Source organism: Streptomyces sp. AJS327, assembly GCF_013450295.1.
Taxonomy (GTDB): Bacteria; Actinomycetota; Actinomycetes; order Streptomycetales; family Streptomycetaceae; genus Streptomyces.
Genome location: NZ_SKBR01000001.1, coordinates 117396 through 133670, shown reverse-complemented (window position 1 = coordinate 133670; position 16275 = coordinate 117396). Strand labels below are relative to the sequence as shown.

Here is a 16275-nt window from a genome sequence, read left to right as displayed (position 1 = left end):
CTGGGGATGTCCGGTGTTCGGGGGTGTCCCGTGTTCGGGGATGTCCGGTTCCGGGTTCGGGGGGCCGGGTTCGGGGAGGGTCGGGTGTCGGGTGCCGGGCGGGTGGGATCGGGGGCGGTCAAGCACGGAGGGCGGCGAGGGCGTCGGCGAGGGCGCGCGGTACGTCACCGACTAGGGTGTGCGCCCCGTCCCGCACCACGTGGCGGCCGCCGACCACGGTGTGCCGCACGTCCGCCGCCGTCCCGGCGAAGACCGCCGCCTCCCCGGCCATCCGGGGTTCGGTGCCGGCCGTACGGACCGAGTCCAGCGCGACGGTGGTGAGGTCGGCGAGCGCGCCCACCTCCAGACGGCCCGCCTCCGGCCAGCCGAGCGCCGCGTGTCCGTCCTCGGTGGCGGCGCGCAGCAGTTGGGCCGCCGTCCAGTGGCCCCGGGTGCGGGTGCGCAGCCGCTCGTCCAGCTCCAGGGCGCGGGCCTCCTCCAGCATGTCGATCACCGCGTGGCTGTCGCTGCCCAGACAGAGGGTGCTGCCCGCACGTTGCAGCTCGGGGGCGGGGCCGATGCCGTCGCCCAGGTCCCGCTCGGTGGTGGGGCAGACGCACACCGCCGTGTGGGAGCGGCCGAGCGCGGCGACGTCCGCGTCGGTGAGCTGGGTGGCGTGGACGGCGGTGGCGCGGGCGCCGAGCACTCCGTGCTCCGCGAGCAGCGCGGTGGGGGTGCGGCCGTGGGCGCGTTGGCAGGCGTCGTTCTCGGCGCGCTGCTCGGAGAGGTGGAAGTGGAGGGGCGCCGCGCGGTCCGCCGCCCACCGGGCGACGGTGTCCAGCTCCCGGGCGGGCACCGCGCGGACGGAGTGGATCGCGGCGCCAACCCGGGCGTGCGCGCCCTCGGGGCGCAGCGCGGAGACCCGCTCGGCCCAGGCGTCGGCGGACGGGCGGGGCGCGCCGTTACGCGTGCCGTCGGTGTCGCAGAACCGGAGTTGCGGGGTGGTCGGCGGTTCGCCCTGGCCGCCGGTTCCGAAGCCGGAGGCCAGGTAGGCGGCGTCGAGCAGAGTGAGGCGTACCCCGGCCTCGGCGGCCGCCTCGATCAGCGCCCGGCCCATGGCGTTCGGGTCGGCGTACCGGGCTCCGCCGACGTCGTGGTGCAGGTAGTGGAACTCGCCGACGCAGGAGATCCCGGCGAGCGCCATCTCGGCGTAGGTGGCGCGGGCGAGCGCGAGGTAGGTGTCCGGGGTGAGCCGGGACGCCGTCTGGTACATCTGCTCGCGCCAGGTCCAGAAGGTGCCGGAGCCCACCTGGGTGCTGGAGCGCAGCGCCCGGTGGAAGGCGTGGCTGTGGGCGTTGGCGAAGCCGGGCACGGTCAGCCCGCGCAGCGGTTCGGCGCCGGGGGGCGGCGCGGGCACCTCGCGGCGCACCTCGGTGATCGTCCCGTCGGCGCCGACCTCCAGTACGACGCCGGGTTCCACGGTGCCGTTCAGCCAGGCGTGTTCGCACCAGTACGTCATCGGCACGCGAGCCCCTCCAGTACGTCGGTGAGGGCGGCGACCCCGGCCGCGCAGTCGTCCTCGGTGGCGAACTCGGCCGGGGCGTGCGAGACGCCCGTCGGATTGCGTACGTACAGCATGGCGGTGGGCACGGAGCCGGAGAGGATGCCGGCGTCGTGCCCGGCGCCGGTGGGCAGCAGCGGCGCCCCGCCGAGGCGGGCGGCGAGCTGGTCACGGAGGGTGTGGTCGAACTCCACCAGCGGGGTGTGGGACTCGCGTTCCGTCCGGACGCCGACGCCCTCGCGACGGCCCCGCTCGGCGGCCGCCCGCTCGATCGCGGTGACGAGGGCGTCGAGCGTCGGCTCGTCGGGGGCGCGGGAGTCGAGCCAGCCGCGCACCACGGACGGGATGGCGTTCACCCCGTTGGGTTCGACGGCGACCTTCCCGAAGGTGGCGAGCGCCCCGGCCAGCCGGGCCTGTTCGCGCGCGTCGAGCACGGTGCCCGCGTAGGTGAGCATCGGGTCGCGGCGGTCGTCGAGGCGGGTGGTGCCCGCGTGGTTGGCCTCGCCGGTGAAGTCGAAGCGCCAGCGGCCGTGCGGCCACACCGCCGAGGCCACCCCGACGGGGTGCCCGGTGTCGACCAGCGACCGCCCCTGCTCGATGTGGAGTTCGACGAAGGCGGCGATCCGGCCGAGCCGTTCGGGGTCGGGGCCGATCGCCTCGGGGTCGCGCCCGGCGCGCTCCAGCGCCGTGGCGAGGCTGACGCCCTCGGCGTCGCGCAGGGCCCGGGCCGTCTCGGGGGCGAGCCCTCCGGCGGTCAGGCGGGAGCCGACGCAGGCGAGGCCGAAGCGGGCGCCCTCCTCGTCGGTGAAGTTGACCACCGCGAGCGGCACAGCGGGCGCGGCGCCCCGCGCGCGCAGCCCGTCCAGCGCGGCGAAGCCGGAGACCACGCCGAGCGGGCCGTCGAAGGCGCCGCCGTCCGGGACGGAGTCGAGGTGGGAGCCGGTGACGACGGCGCCTCCCGCGCGCGGATCGCCGTACCAGGCCCACTGGTTGCCGTTGCGGTCCTCCTCGTGGACGAGGCCGCGCGCCGCCGCCTGTTCCCGGAACCAGGCGCGGCAGTCGCCGTCCGCCGGAGTCCAGGCGTGGCGGCGGTAGCCGCCGGTGGTGGCGGAGCGCCCGAGCGGGGCCAGCTCCCGCCACATCCGCTGGAACGACGGGCCCACCGAGGACGCTGAGGACGCTGGGACCGCCGGGGACGCTGGGACCGCCGGGGACGCTGGGACTGCCGGGGACGCCGCGCGCTCGCCGGGTTGGGCGGTCGTCGAGGTCACGCCGGGGTGCGCCGGGTCGTGCGGCGGCTCGGGGTCCGCGCCGGGGGTACCGGCCGGGGCCGTCACGCCGCGCCGCCCGCGCCGGGGGCACCCGCGTCGGGCGGGCCCTCGCGCATCGGTACCCGCACCCCGGTCTCGGCGGCGACCCGTTCGGCCTCCTCGTACCCCGCGTCGACGTGCCGGATGACGCCGGTGCCCGGGTCGTTGGTGAGCACCCGGCGCAGCTTCTCGCCCGCGAGCGGCGTGCCGTCGGCGACCGTGACCTGCCCGGCGTGCAGTGAACGGCCCATCCCGACGCCGCCGCCGTGGTGGATGGAGACCCAGGAGGCGCCGGAGCCGACGTTGACCATGGCGTTGAGCAGTGGCCAGTCGGCGATGGCGTCGGAGCCGTCCCGCATGCTCTCGGTCTCGCGGTAGGGCGAGGCGACCGAGCCGCAGTCCAGATGGTCCCGGCCGAGCGCCAGCGGAGCGGAGAGTTCCCCACTGGCGACCATGTCGTTGAACCGCTCGCCCGCGCGGTCCCGTTCGCCGTAGCCCAGCCAGCAGATCCGCGCGGGCAGCCCCTGGAAGTGGACCCGCTCCCCGGCCATCCGGAGCCAGCGGGCCAGCGACTCGTTCTCCGGGAACAGGTCGAGCAGCGCGCGGTCGGTCGCGGCGATGTCCTTCGGGTCTCCGGAGAGCGCCGCCCAGCGGAAGGGCCCCCGGCCCTCGCAGAACAGCGGCCTGATGTACGCGGGGACGAAACCGGGGAAGTCGAAGGCGCGGCCGTACCCGGCGAGTTGGGCCTCGCCCCGGATGGAGTTGCCGTAGTCGAAGACCTCGGCGCCCGCGTCCAGGAAGCCGACCATCGCCTCCACGTGCCGGGCCATCGACTCGCGGGCCCGCTCGGTGAACTCGGCGGGCCGCTCGGCGGCGTACCCGGCCATGTCCTCGAAGGCGACGCCGCTGGGCAGGTAGCTGAGCGGGTCGTGGGCGCTGGTCTGGTCGGTGACGATGTCGATGGGGGCGTCCATCTCCAGCAGCCGGGGCAGCACGTCCGCCGCGTTGCCGAGCAGCCCGATGGAGCGGGGCCGCCGCGCGTCCCGCGCCTCGACCGCCAGCCGCAGCGCCTCCTCCAGGGAGTCGGCGCGGGTGTCCAGGTAGCGGTGGGCGATCCGGCGCTCGATGCGCGAGGGGTCGCACTCGACGCAGATGACCACCCCGCCGTTCATGGTGACGGCCAGCGGCTGCGCCCCGCCCATCCCGCCGAGCCCGGCGGTCAGGGTGATGGTTCCGGCGAGCGTGGCCCCGGCCCCGGAGTCGCCGGAACCACCGGCAGCCGCGCGGGCCAGCTTCGCCGCGACCGCCGCGAAGGTCTCGTAGGTGCCCTGGAGGATGCCCTGGGTGCCGATGTAGATCCAGGACCCGGCGGTCATCTGGCCGTACATCGTCAGCCCGAGCTGTTCGAGGCGGCGGAACTCCTCCCAGTTGGCCCAGTCACCGACCAGGTTGGAGTTGGCGATCAGCACCCGGGGCGCCCACTCGTGCGTCTGGAGCACCCCGACCGGGCGGCCGGACTGCACCAGCATCGTCTCGTCGTTCCCGAGCGTGGTCAGGGTGCGCACCATCGCGTCGAACGAGGGCCAGTCCCGCGCCGCCCGCCCGGTGCCCCCGTAGACCACGAGCTTGTCGGGGTGCTCGGCGACCTCCGGATCGAGGTTGTTCCGCAGCATCCGCAGCGCCGCCTCCTGCGCCCAGCCCCGGGCGCTCAGCGTGCTGCCGCGCGGCGCCCGCACCACCCGGTGCCGCTGCTCCTGGGATTCCGACGGTGCTCCAGACGGTGGCATGATCCCTGCCTTCCGGGTGCCTCATGGATGGTGGACCGGCCGGGCGCGAGCCCGTTCGGTCCCCGCTGACGACGGTCGGCCCGCACGGACGGGACGCGCCCCACGGACCGTCGAACACCCCCGCCCCCGCGACGAGCTGACCGGCCGCCGAGCCGGCACAGCCCGGTGCCCCGGCGCGCGCTGTCCGGCGGACGGTGCGTGCCGGGCGACGGACGAGGGACGCGGAGGGGGACGGTGCCGCATACCGGACACACCTCCCACGCGTTCCACTATTCACACACCCTAAGAGGTGAATAGTTTTAGTCAACACCGCCCGCACCGGCCCCCGATGACGCCCCGCCACCACGCGCCGTCCCCGGCGAGCACCCACGCGGCGCCCGGCCATCCCCCGGCCCACACCCGGCCGTTCCGGCTCCACCCGACGGCCCGCGACGGACCCGGTACGGCCCCTCCCCGGTCCGCGCGGAACCCCGAACGGCCCCGCGCGGAGCGGGGGACGGGCCCTCTCGGAAACGCGAACACTCGTGCACCATCGGGTCATGGACCTCGACCACGCACCCACCCGCCGCGCGCTCGCCGTGGCGGGAGCCATCGACCAGGGCCTGGTCACCACCGACCAGCGTCCCGTCGCCGGACTCCTGGACGTCCGGTCGATCCGGGAGGCGGCCCGCGCGCTGCGCGCGGCCTTCGCCGAACAGGCCGCGCCCCGGCAGCACATCCTGCACACCTTCGCCGTCAAGGCCGGATCGCTCGTCCCCGTCCTGCGGTTGCTGGCCGAGGAGGGCCTCGGCTGCGAGGCGGCCAGCCCGGGGGAGCTGGCCCTCGCGCGGGCCGCCGGGGTGCGGCCCGAGCACACCGTGCTGGACTCGCCCGCCAAGACCCGCGCCGAACTGCGGGAGGCGCTGGCCCTCGGCATCGCGCTGAACGCCGACAACGCCCAGGAGCTGGCCCGGCTGGACACGCTGGTCGCCTCCGCGCCGACCCGGTCGCCCCTCGGACTGCGCGTCAACCCGCAGATCGGCGGCGGCGCGATCGGGGCGATGAGCACCGCGACGGACACCTCCAAGTTCGGCTTTCCGCTGCGCGATCCGGGAGCGCGTGCGGCGGTGGTCCGCGCCTTCGTGGACCGCCCCTGGCTGACCCGGCTGCACGCGCACGTCGGGTCCCAGGGCTGCCCGCTGGAGCTGATGGCCCAGGGTGTGCGCGAGACGTACGAGCTGGCCGAGGAGATCAACCGCGCCGTCGGCGCACCACGCGTCGACACCCTCGACCTGGGCGGCGGGCTGCCCGTCAACTTCGGCTCCGACGAGGTGACACCCACCTTCCAGGAGTACGCGCGGCTGCTCGCCCGTACCGTCCCCGGACTCTTCGACGGACGGTACGCCCTGGTCACCGAGTTCGGCCGGTCCCTGCTGGCCAAGGCGGGACTGGTGCTGGCCCGCGTCGAGTACGTCAAGAGCGCGGGCGGCCGCCCCATCGCCCTCACCCACGCGGGCGCGCAGCTCGCCGTGCGGACCGTGTTCGCGCCCGGCTCCTGGCCGCTGCGGGTCGCCCCCTACGGCCCGGACGGCGAGGCGAAGAGCGGCCCGGCCACCGCGTGGGACGTCGCCGGGCCCTGCTGCTTCGCCGGGGACCTGGTCGCCACCGGGCACCCGCTCCCGGCCCTGGACGAGGGGGACTACGTGGGCCTGCTGGACACCGGCGCGTACTACTTCTCGACCCCGTTCGGCTACAACAGCCTCCCCCGCCCGGGGGTGTACGGCTTCACGGTCGAGCAGCACGGCGGCCGGTCCGAGGTGCGGTTCGCCACCGTACGGGAGCCCCAGGGGCTCGACTCGATCGTCGCGGAGTCCGGGGGCGCCGCCCGCGACGCGCTGCTCCACCGCCCGGCCCCGGACGGTCCAGACCCGGAGGACCCAGCCCCACGCCCCTGACCACCACCCGGCGACCGGGCGACCGGCCCCGGCGACCGGGCAGGACGGCGGCCGGGCGTCGGGGCGGGGACCCGCCAGGGCACCCCGCCGTACCCGCCCCGGGCGGGCGTGGCCGCCGTACCCCGGCCCCTCGGGCCGTGGCCGTGGCGCCGCGCGACTCGGGCCGGGCCGGGTGTCAGAAGGCGCCGGTGCCGCCGAGCCCCACGGGCCAGCGGGGCCGGAAGGTCCACCGGGTCTGGCTGTACGGACGCTTCCCGAAGCCGAACACCCGGTCCGGGACCACCGTGTACACCTCGGCCGATCCGCCGTCCCCGCCCCCGTGCCAGAACATCCCGTCCCGCACCGTGAAACGCCAGTCCGGGCCGTACTTCGCCACCCAGGCGGCGGCGAGCGCCTCCAACTCCGCCGTGTCCCGCACTCGTTCGGCGGTTCCCTCCAGCACCACGTCGAGGCCGGGCCCGAGCGAGTTCCGGCCGGTGGTCAGCGCGCAGCGGGGCTCCCGCGCCAGGTTGCGCGCCTTGCGCTCCTCCGGGCCCGTGCAGAAGTACGGCCGCTCGTCCCGCCACACCGCCAGCAGCGGGGTGACGTGCGGACGGCCGTCCGGCCGCACCGTCGTCAGCCAGTACAGCTCCGCCTCCGCGAGCAGTTCCCGCGCCTCGGACCACTCGGTCGCGTCCACGTCCGGTTCGCTGTAGCGGAGGTCGAGATGGGAGTGCGGGAGGACAGCGCCCCCGGCCGCCCCGCCCTCCCCCGTCTCCCCCGCCGCCCCCGCCGTCACTGTCTCCGGCGTGCCGGCCGCCGCGCCGCCGTCCCCGCCACCGCCGTCCCTCGTCCCGCCGCTCTCCTGCCGCACCGCGTCCCACGCTCCTCCCGTACCGCTCCCGTCACGGCCGTCGCGCCGCGCGCCGCGTCCGTCACGCCGTGTCCCGGACCGCCGCGCGGCCCGCGCCGTGGCCGTCTTCCACCGCTACCGACCGCGCCCGGCGCCCGAACTCATCGCGGGGACGGCCGGGTCCGGACCGGACGGCCCCGGCAACCCGGCAGCCCGGCAGACACCGGACGGATTCCGTGGTGACCGATGAGTTCCGGCGCGGGCACCGGTCCCTACCGGCGACAACTCACCCCTGACAGCAAGGAGCCCAGAGATGACCGCGAACCCGCCGAACGTGACCGGCGCCGGCCTGATCCTGGCCAGCAGCAAGCCGGAGAAGCTCTCCACCTGGTACCGGGAGCTGCTGGAGCCGCTCGGCGCCGTCTGGGAGGAGCACATGCTCGCCCTCGGGGGCAACATCTACCTCGGCTTCGACCAGCGGGACGACGTCGCCGAGCGCCCCGCCGAGCCCGGCCGGTACCTGTTCAACGTCACCGTCTCGGACATGGCGGAGGCCGAGCGTCAGCTGAACGCCATGAACGTCCGGTGGATCCGCCCGGTCGAGGACTTCGACGCGGGGAAGATCGCGACGGTGGAGGACCCGGACGGCAACTACCTCCAGTTCCTCCAGATCAACGAGCCCGGCTGACCGCACCCCCGAAGCGGCCGTGGGGAGCGTGAGGGGCGGCCGGGCGGCCGGGAGCTCAGGCGGGCTGGCTGCCAGGCGGACGGGCACTTCCCGCCGCCCGGCCGCCGCCCGGCCCACCGGACTCCGCCCACCTCCATCCGCCTCCGCCCGCCGAAGCGGGGGCGGCCGGTTCCGGCTCAGCGGAGGCGGGAGTCGGCGGGCTCGTCCGGTCCACGGGGAACGTCCGCGCCCTCCCGCCGGGTGTTCCCCAGATCGTCGGAGCCCTCGTCCGGGGTCCGGTCACCGCCGCCGTCACCGCCATCACCGCCGTCCCCGTCACCGTCACCGTCGGTGGCGGCGGTGGCGGCGGCGGTATCGGCGGTCCCCGGGGTGGCGGGCGGAACGGGGGCGTCCGGCCCGTCCCCCGTACCCGCCGCGTCCGGGGCTCCCAGCCCGTCCCCCGTCCCGGCCGCGTTCCGCGTCATCGGGGTGTCCGGGGGCCCGGGGTCCGCGCCCCCGGGATCCTCGGCCGGGGGCAGGGTGCGGCGGCGGCGCCGTTTGAGTAGCGCCCACGGTCCGCGCATCGCGGCCACCTCGGTGCCGCCCTCGGAGACCGCCTCGACGGCCGCGCGGGCCACCGGCAGCACACCCTCCCGCCGCGCGGCGTCCGGCCGCTCGTCCTCGCTGGGCCACAGCCCCAACGCCGCGCAGACGGTGGGCAGTACGGCCATCGCCGCCGTCGCGTAGCCCTCGGCCGAGGGATGGTAGCGGTCCGGGCCGAACAGCTCGCGCGGGTTGGCGGCGAACTCCGGGCCCAGCAGGTCACCGAGCGAGACCGTACGCCCGCCCTCCTCGACCACCGCGATGGTCTGCGCCGCCGCGAGCTGGCGGCTGAGCCGCCGCGCGATCCAGCGCAGCGGCTGCGCCACCGGCTCGATCGTCCCCAGGTCGGGGCAGGTCCCGACGACGACGGCACCGCCCGCGGTGCGCAGCCGCGCCACGGCCTCCGAGAGGTGCCGTACCGACCTCGCGGGCGAGGTCCGGTGCGTGACGTCGTTGGCGCCGACCATGATCACGCAGATGTCCGGAGTGTGGGCCGGCCCGTACCCCAGCACCTCCGAGACCTGCCGCTCCAGATCCTCCGACTGGGCACCGGACCGCGCGACGTTGCGCAGCTCGACGGGGCGTTCCGCCACCGCGGAGAGCGCGGAGGCCAGCAGCCCGGCCGGGGTCTGCCGGGCCAGGGTCACCCCCTGACCGGCCGCCGTCGAGTCGCCGAGGAAGGCCAGCCGGAGCGGACGGCCGGGGTGGAGGCCGGTGAAGGCGGTGCCATAGTGCCCGTCGGCGGTGGGCGGAAGACCCGAACCGGCCCTTCCCACCCTTCGTTTGGCCATCTGGATCTCGGTGAAGAGCAGACCGACCACCGCTCCCCCGAGCAGGCCGATCCCTCCGCCCCCGTACGCGGCCGCCGTCGCGATCCGCCGCGCCACTCTCGCGCTTGCCGCCCTGGACATCGGCATCGTGCTGGTCCGCCTCCCGACTGGAGATGCTGAGACATGACAGGAAATAACTGGTGCTGACTGGTTGCTGGCTGGGGACCGCCGGGCACCGTGGACCCCCGCGGCGGGAATGGATGCCTCGCCGTGGCGGAGAATCGATGCGGACGGCCGGAGGGGGGCAAACCCCCTCAAGACTGTGGTGCCCCGCCCAGCCCAGCCCGCAACGCACCCCCGGTGTGCGCGTGTTGCGCAATATGGTGTCGGCACGGCGGCGCGACCGCGCCGTACCGGCCGCAAGCCTCGGTGAGGCGATCCCTACCGCGAACCTGAAAGGCGCTGACCACGGTGCAGTATCACGAGTCGATGATCGAGCTGGTGGGCAACACCCCGCTGCTGAAGCTCAACAGTGTCACGCAGGGTATCGAGGCGACCGTCCTCGCGAAGATCGAATATTTCAATCCGGGCGGCTCCGTGAAGGACCGGATCGCCGTGCGGATGATCGAGGCCGCCGAGGAGTCGGGCGAACTCCGGCCGGGCGGTGTGATCGTGGAGCCCACCTCCGGCAACACCGGCGTGGGGCTCGCCATCGTGGCCCAGCGGAAGGGCTACCGCTGCGTCTTCGTCTGCCCGGACAAGGTCTCGACCGACAAGATCAACGTGCTGCGGGCGTACGGCGCCGAGGTCGTCGTCTGCCCCACCGCCGTCGCCCCCGAGCACCCCGACTCGTACTACAACGTCTCCGACCGGCTGGTCCGTGAGACGCCGGGCGCCTGGAAGCCGGACCAGTACAGCAACCCGAACAACCCGCGCTCGCACTACGAGACGACCGGGCCGGAGCTGTGGAAGCAGACCGAGGGCCGCATCACGCACTTCGTCGCGGGCGTCGGCACCGGCGGCACCATCTCCGGAACCGGCCGCTACCTCAAGGAGATCAGCGAGGGCCGGGTCGAGATCATCGGCGCCGACCCGGAGGGCTCGGTCTACTCGGGCGGCTCCGGGCGCCCCTACCTCGTCGAGGGCGTCGGTGAGGACTTCTGGCCGGACGCGTACGACCGCGAGGTCACCGACCGGATCATCGGCGTCTCGGACAAGGACTCCTTCCAGATGACCCGGCGCCTCGCCCGCGAGGAGGGCCTGCTGGTCGGCGGTTCCTGCGGGATGGCGGTCGTGGGCGCGCTGGAGGCGGCCAAGGACCTCGGCCCCGACGACGTGGTGGTCGTGCTGCTGCCGGACAGCGGCCGGGGCTACCTCAGCAAGATCTTCAACGACGACTGGATGAACGACTACGGCTTCCTGGAGGAGGGCGGCGAGAGCGACGTCCGGGTCGGTGAGGTGCTCCGCCGCAAGGAGGGCCCTATCCCCACCCTCGTCCACATGCACCCCGAGGAGACCGTCGGCGAGGCCATCGACGTGCTGCGCGAGTACGGCGTCTCGCAGATGCCGGTGGTCAAGCCCGGCGCCGGGCACCCGGACGTGATGGCCGCCGAGGTCGTCGGCTCGGTGGTCGAACGGGAGCTGCTGGACGCGCTGTTCGCCCAGCGGGCCTCGCTCGGCGACCCGCTGGAGAAGCACATGTCCGCCCCGCTGCCGCACGTCGGCTCCGGTGAGTCGGTGCCCGAGCTGATGGCGGTGCTCCAGGGCGCCGACGCGGCCGTGGTGCTCGACGAGGGCAAGCCGGTCGGCGTGGTCAGCCGCCAGGACCTCCTCGCCTACCTCGCCTCCGAGGCCAGCTGACCGCTCCCCCGCCCCGCCCCCACCCCGGCTCCGGCCGGTCCCGAGGGGACGGGGCGGGGGCTCGCGCGGAGTTGTCACGGCACCGAAACGCGGGGTTCACCCCGGTCCCGCAGGGTGGAACACGTCGGCGTCCGAGGCCCCCTGGTGCGGCTCCCGGGTCTCGGAACGCCCAGGACACGCGCCCCTGCCCCGAGGCCGGGCGCGCGTCCGGCGGGGACCGCCGTCGTCCCGCCCTGGTGCCACACGGTGTCGTGCCCAGGCCGAGGCGGCCCCCGCCATCTCATCCCGCCCCCGGCACGGCGCCGCCGCGCTCGCGGGGCGGCGCTTCCGTCCCGGGCCTACTCGTCGTCGGGGTCCCCGGCGCGTCCGTGCCCCCGGCCGGGGAACCAACTGCGGCTGGCCTGCACGGCGTTGACGGCGACGATCCCGGTCCAGCAGACGATCAGCCCGGTGACGCCCCCGTACGCCGCCGCGATGGCGGAGAGCGGGATGGCGAGGACGATGGAGGCCACGGCCAGCCCCAGCCGCGCGCCGAGCCCCACCGGGATACCGCTGGACGGGGTCTGCGGGGGCCGGGAGGAGCCGCGCGCCACGATCATCTGCTGCTCCGCCAGCTGACGCCGCACCCGCTTCTCGACCACGCCGTCGACGTGCAGCTCCACCTGCTCCAGGAAGGACTGGACGAGTTCGGCCTCGTACTCGGGCCCGAGCTCCTTGCGCGTCTGGAGCGTCGCGTGGAGCTGCTTTCCCAGCTCGGGGTCGTGGTCGTTCATGGGCCAACAGTACGGTCGGCTCCCCTCTCGCACACGGGGGATAGCCCCCGTCCTCGCCCTCCCACCGTCCCCCCGTCCCCGCACGGTGACCCCTTCGCCGCCCTCGCCGCCCGCCCCGCCGCCGGTTCCCCGCCGCTGGCCGACTCCGCCCTCCGTACCGCCCCCACCCGACGTGGTGGAATGAGCGCGGGGGACGGGGTGCGGGGCCCCACAGGCGGCTGCGGACGCGGGAGGACAGCATGGGCGGCAGCCCCAGTACACGGTTGCTCAGGCTCTGCGAGGGGCACCGGCTGACCCCGGCGCAGCGCCGGATCGCGCACTGCCTGGTCCGGCACGCGCACGAGGCGGCGTTCCTGTCCAGCGTGGAACTGGCCGAGCTGGCCGGCGTCAGCCAGCCCTCGGTGACCCGCTTCGCGGTGGCGCTCGGGTTCGACGGATACCCGGCGCTGCGCCGCGAGTTGCGCGCGGCCGCCCCCGGAGCCGAGGCGCCGCCGGACGCGGGGCGGCCTTCGCGGACCGGCGGCGCCGGACGCGGCGCGGACCCCCGGGACGGCACCGGGGAGGGCGGCGGGGGCACTGGTCCGGCGCGCCCGGGGGGCCCGAGGGGTTCGACGGGAGGCGTGGACGGGATCGCGGCGGAGGGCCACGCCACGGGCGGCGCCGTCAACGCCTACCAGCAGGCCATCGCGGCGGAGATCGACAACCTGCGGCACCTCTCCTCGCTGCTGTCCGACCCGGCGCCGGTGGAGCGGGCCGGGCGGATGCTGGCGACCTCGCGTCCGCTGCTGGTGCTGGGGCTGCGCGCGGCCTCCCCGCAGGCCCGGGGGTTCGCCTACTTCGCGGCCAAGGTGCACCCGGAGGTGCGGCTGCTGGACGAGGGCGGTTCGATGCTGGGCGACCGGATCGACGGGGCGGTCCGCGCGGGCGCCCGTACGCTGCTGTGCTTCGCGCTGCCCCGGCACCCCCGGGAGACGGTGGAGGCCCTGCGGCTGGCGCGGACGGCGGGACTGGCCGTGGTGACGGTCGCGGACAGCGCCTTCGCGCCGGTGGCGCACCCGGACGACCTGCTGCTCCCGGCGGCGGTGGGCACGGGACTGGCCTTCGACACCGCCTGCGCGCCGATGCTGCTGGGGCGGGCGCTGCTGGAGTCGATGTGCGACAACCTGCCGGAGGCGCAGGCCCGGCTGGAGGACTTCGACACCCGCGCCACCGAGCGGGGACTCTTCCTGGAGTGAGTCCCGCCCCCCGGCCCTCCGCACGCCGAGCACCGGTTGCCGAGCACCGGTTGCCGAGCACCGCCGGGAGCCTGCCTCCGGAGCACGATCCGCGTGACGCGGGACCCGATACGGGAAAGCGCGCGCTTAGAAAAGAGTTCCGCATCACACCGCACGAGCCGTGACCGAGCTTCTACGTACGGGTAACTTCCCACGTAGCCCTGCCCTTCCCCGTCGCACCTCCCGGGAGCCGTGATGCCCGAAGCAGTGATCGTCTCTGCCGCCCGTTCACCGATCGGCCGTGCCTTCAAGGGGTCACTCAAGGACGTCCGCCCGGACGACCTGACCGCCGAGATCGTGCGGGCCGCGCTCGACAAGGTGCCCGAGCTGGACCCCGCGGAGATCGACGACCTGATGCTGGGCTGCGGTCTGCCCGGCGGCGAGCAGGGCCACAACCTCGGCCGCGTGGTCGCCGTACAGCTGGGCATGGACCGGCTCCCCGGCTGCACCGTCACCCGCTACTGCTCCTCCTCTCTCCAGACCACGCGGATGGCGCTGCACGCCATCAAGGCGGGCGAGGGCGACGTCTTCGTATCGGCCGGGGTGGAGACCGTCTCGCGCTCCGTGAACGGCTCCTCGGACGGGATGCCGGGAACCCACAACCCGCTGTTCGCCGACGCGGAGGCCCGTACGGCGGCGCGCGCGGAGCGGGGCGGCGAGGAGTGGACCGACCCGCGCGAGGAGGGCGCGGTCCCGGACGTCTACATGGCCATGGGGCAGACGGCGGAGAACCTGGCCCGGCACAAGGGCGTCACCCGGCGGGAGATGGACGAGTTCGGGGTCCGCTCGCAGAACCTCGCGGAGAAGGCCCTCGCGGACGGCTTCTGGGAGCGCGAGATCACCCCGGTCACCACGCCGGACGGCACCGTGGTGGCGACGGACGACGGCCCGCGCGCGGGTGTCACCCTGGAGGGCGTCGAGGGGCTGAAGCCGGTCTTCCGCCCGGACGGCCGGATCACGGCGGGCAACTGCTGCCCGCTGAACGACGGTGCCGCAGCACTCGTGATCATGTCCGACACCAGGGCGCGGGAGCTGGGCCTGACCCCGCTGGCCCGGGTGGTCTCCACCGGTGTCTCCGGGCTCTCCCCGGAGATCATGGGCTACGGACCCGTGGAGGCCAGCAAGCAGGCGCTCGCACGGGCCGGGATGGCCATCGGCGACATCGACCTGGTGGAGATCAACGAGGCGTTCGCCGCCCAGGTGATCCCCTCGTACCAGGACCTCGGCATCGAGCTGGACCGGCTGAACGTCAACGGCGGCGCGATCGCCGTCGGCCACCCCTTCGGCATGACGGGCGCGCGCATCACCACCACGCTGCTCAACTCCCTCCAGTGGCACGACAAGCAGTTCGGCCTGGAGACCATGTGCGTGGGTGGTGGCCAGGGCATGGCGATGGTGCTGGAGCGGCTGAGCTGACCTCCGGGTCACCGGCCCCCGGGTGCTGGTTCCGGGTCCCGGGGCCGGGTCCCGGGGCCGGGTCCCGGCCGCGTGGTCGGGAACGATCACTCCCGTACGTCTCCGGGTTCGCCCGGCAACCAGCCGAAACCGGGATGACAGGAAACGATCGCCCCGTCCCGGATTCGGCACCGGACCGGTGATCCCCGACGGCCAGATCGGGCCGTCGGGCGGCGGCCCGATGTGACATATCCCCAAGGGGTTCAACATCTCCGCAGGTCATAGCGGTGTTCACGAAATCTCGACCGCCCACCACTGTCCCATTCCAGGCGTTTTGCACTACGGTCGAAAAGCTTTCGCATATGAAAGCCGCTGGAGGAATTCAGGGGGAACAAGACCGAACCCGGGAGTACGTCCGTGAGCGCCATACCCCTCACCCTGCTGATAGCCATCGCGACGACGGCGACGGCGGCGACGGCTCTGGGCGGTGCGGCCCTGCTCACCGCTCGCGGCGCGCGGCGCGAGCTGGCGGAGCTGCGCGCCGAGCTGGCGGCCGCGCGTCCCGGTACCGGCCCCCGGGCGACCGCCCTCCCGCACGCCCGGAGCACCTCCCCCACCGCGCCCGGCGCCTCCACCCCCGCGGCCCACCCCGAGGACGACCCCCGCGGCGCCACCCTCGCGGAGATCCGCGCCGCCGTCGCCGAGGCGCTGGCCGAGGAGCGCGAGCGCGAACTCGCGGAGGCCCGCGCGTTCTGGGCGGCCCGGGAGGCCCGCGACTCGGACGGCGGTTCCCTGCTCGCCGGGCACGGCGTCGAGTACGAGGTGGCTCCCGAGATCACCGGCCTCGACGCGGCGCTGCTGGACTCCCCGCTCCCCGAGCGGCCGGACCAGGCCCCGGACGAGGCGGACGGCGGCGAGGGCGAGGTCTTCATCCCCCGCCAGCCCGAACAGGACGGACTGCCCAGCCGCCCGGCACCCCGGCCCGACGCGGCCGAACGGACCGAGCCCGCGGAGCGGCCGGCGGCGGGCGAGGAGGGCACCGCCTCGCCCGGCCCGCGCGACGAGTCCGCCGAGCTGGCGGCGGCCCGCCGCCGTCACCCCTCGCACCCCGACTTCACCGTCACCGGGGAGCCCCGCGTGCCCGGTCCCGCCGCGTCCGGCGGCGCGTCCGCGCCGCACCACGAGCGGACCGTAGCGCGCCTCACCGAACTCGCCCAGGCCCGCACTCCGCTGGCCGACGTACGGCCGGGGCCGCTCGGCAGCCTGGATGTCTACCACTTCGCGGACGGCAGCACCGTCTGCCTGTCCCCCGGCCACCCCGAGACGAGCGAACGGCTCGCGCGGGCGCTGCGCGGCGGGGACGCGCCGTTCCTGATGGGAGGCAGCGGGGTCTCCGGCTCCTACGCCCTGACCTTCTCCTACGGGCACAGCGAGACGGCGTACCTGCTGGCGGACCGGGTCATCACCTCACCCTGACCCGGGCGTCACGGCCGGGCGTCACCGGCCGGGGCGTCACGGCCGGGGCGAAGG

General features: G+C 75.1%; 11 protein-coding genes and 1 pseudogene. 6 read left to right on the top strand and 6 right to left on the bottom strand.

The features are described 5' to 3' along the window. Positions 1-118: 118 nt before the first annotated feature. The 3 genes from E0L36_RS00505 to hutU all read right to left on the bottom strand — a co-directional run bounded on the left by E0L36_RS00505 (position 119) and on the right by hutU (position 4637). Complete coding sequence (locus tag E0L36_RS00505) at positions 119-1498, bottom strand: formimidoylglutamate deiminase (protein WP_180928498.1); 1380 nt, start codon at positions 1496-1498, stop codon at positions 119-121. After that, on the bottom strand, positions 1495-2682 hold the full coding sequence (locus E0L36_RS00500; protein WP_180928497.1) for an allantoate amidohydrolase: 1188 nt from the start codon (positions 2680-2682) through the stop codon (positions 1495-1497). Before E0L36_RS00500 ends, E0L36_RS00505 begins: the two co-directional genes overlap by 4 nt. Positions 2683-2873: 191 nt before the next feature. Further along, positions 2874-4637 (bottom strand): urocanate hydratase, encoded by a 1764-nt coding sequence (gene hutU / locus E0L36_RS00495; protein WP_180926874.1) that lies wholly within the window; start codon positions 4635-4637, stop codon positions 2874-2876. 539 nt (positions 4638-5176) lie between these two features. Between hutU and E0L36_RS00490 the strand changes: the two genes are divergently transcribed. Then, the gene (locus E0L36_RS00490) at positions 5177-6571 is read left to right on the top strand and encodes a diaminopimelate decarboxylase (protein ID WP_180926873.1); all 1395 of its coding nucleotides are present in this window, start codon (positions 5177-5179) and stop codon (positions 6569-6571) included. A 175-nt stretch (positions 6572-6746) separates the two neighbouring features. On the opposite strand, the gene E0L36_RS00485 is transcribed toward E0L36_RS00490, so the two are convergent. Beyond that, positions 6747-7349 (bottom strand): pyridoxamine 5'-phosphate oxidase family protein, encoded by a 603-nt coding sequence (locus E0L36_RS00485; RefSeq protein WP_180928496.1) that lies wholly within the window; start codon positions 7347-7349, stop codon positions 6747-6749. 367 nt (positions 7350-7716) lie between these two features. Between E0L36_RS00485 and E0L36_RS00480 the strand changes: the two genes are divergently transcribed. After that, entirely contained in the window at positions 7717-8091 is a 375-nt protein-coding gene (locus tag E0L36_RS00480) for a VOC family protein (protein WP_180926872.1), read from the top strand. A 494-nt stretch (positions 8092-8585) separates the two neighbouring features. On the opposite strand, the pseudogene E0L36_RS00475 reads toward E0L36_RS00480, so the two are convergent. Beyond that, positions 8586-9584: pseudogene (locus E0L36_RS00475) on the bottom strand (SGNH/GDSL hydrolase family protein); the annotation flags it as partial. A 330-nt stretch (positions 9585-9914) separates the two neighbouring features. Between E0L36_RS00475 and E0L36_RS00470 the strand changes: the two are divergent. Then, entirely contained in the window at positions 9915-11303 is a 1389-nt protein-coding gene (locus tag E0L36_RS00470; protein ID WP_180926870.1) for a cystathionine beta-synthase, read from the top strand. Positions 11304-11641: 338 nt separating this feature from the next. On the opposite strand, the gene E0L36_RS00465 is transcribed toward E0L36_RS00470, so the two are convergent. Next, positions 11642-12076 carry a hypothetical protein gene (locus tag E0L36_RS00465; RefSeq protein WP_180926869.1) on the bottom strand — a complete coding sequence of 145 codons (435 nt, stop codon included), beginning with the start codon at positions 12074-12076 and terminating at the stop codon, positions 11642-11644. A gap of 239 nt (positions 12077-12315) precedes the next feature. Here E0L36_RS00465 and E0L36_RS27235 point away from each other — a divergent pair, with 239 nt between their 5' ends. The 3 genes from E0L36_RS27235 to E0L36_RS00445 all read left to right on the top strand — a co-directional run bounded on the left by E0L36_RS27235 (position 12316) and on the right by E0L36_RS00445 (position 16221). Further along, positions 12316-13311 carry a MurR/RpiR family transcriptional regulator gene (locus tag E0L36_RS27235; protein WP_258015845.1) on the top strand — a complete coding sequence of 332 codons (996 nt, stop codon included), beginning with the start codon at positions 12316-12318 and terminating at the stop codon, positions 13309-13311. Between the two features lie 234 nt (positions 13312-13545). Next, positions 13546-14766, top strand: coding sequence for an acetyl-CoA C-acetyltransferase (locus E0L36_RS00450; protein ID WP_180926868.1), 1221 nt, complete (start codon positions 13546-13548; stop codon positions 14764-14766). A 396-nt stretch (positions 14767-15162) separates the two neighbouring features. Next, positions 15163-16221: a hypothetical protein gene (locus E0L36_RS00445; RefSeq protein WP_180926867.1), complete on the top strand. Its 1059-nt coding sequence runs from the start codon at positions 15163-15165 to the stop codon at positions 16219-16221. Positions 16222-16275 lie beyond the last annotated feature (54 nt).

Excerpts from the sequence above, each read along its gene's own strand:
- E0L36_RS00505 (WP_180928498.1), bottom strand. The coding sequence starts at position 1,498 with ATGACGTACTGGTGCGAACACGCCTGGCTGAACGGCACCGTGGAACCC.
- E0L36_RS00500 (WP_180928497.1), bottom strand. The coding sequence starts at position 2,682 with ATGTGGCGGGAGCTGGCCCCGCTCGGGCGCTCCGCCACCACCGGCGGC.
- hutU (WP_180926874.1), bottom strand. The coding sequence starts at position 4,637 with ATGCCACCGTCTGGAGCACCGTCGGAATCCCAGGAGCAGCGGCACCGG.
- E0L36_RS00490 (WP_180926873.1), top strand. The coding sequence starts at position 5,177 with ATGGACCTCGACCACGCACCCACCCGCCGCGCGCTCGCCGTGGCGGGA.
- E0L36_RS00480 (WP_180926872.1), top strand. The coding sequence starts at position 7,717 with ATGACCGCGAACCCGCCGAACGTGACCGGCGCCGGCCTGATCCTGGCC.
- E0L36_RS00465 (WP_180926869.1), bottom strand. The coding sequence starts at position 12,076 with ATGAACGACCACGACCCCGAGCTGGGAAAGCAGCTCCACGCGACGCTC.
- E0L36_RS27235 (WP_258015845.1), top strand. The coding sequence starts at position 12,316 with ATGGGCGGCAGCCCCAGTACACGGTTGCTCAGGCTCTGCGAGGGGCAC.
- E0L36_RS00450 (WP_180926868.1), top strand. The coding sequence starts at position 13,546 with ATGCCCGAAGCAGTGATCGTCTCTGCCGCCCGTTCACCGATCGGCCGT.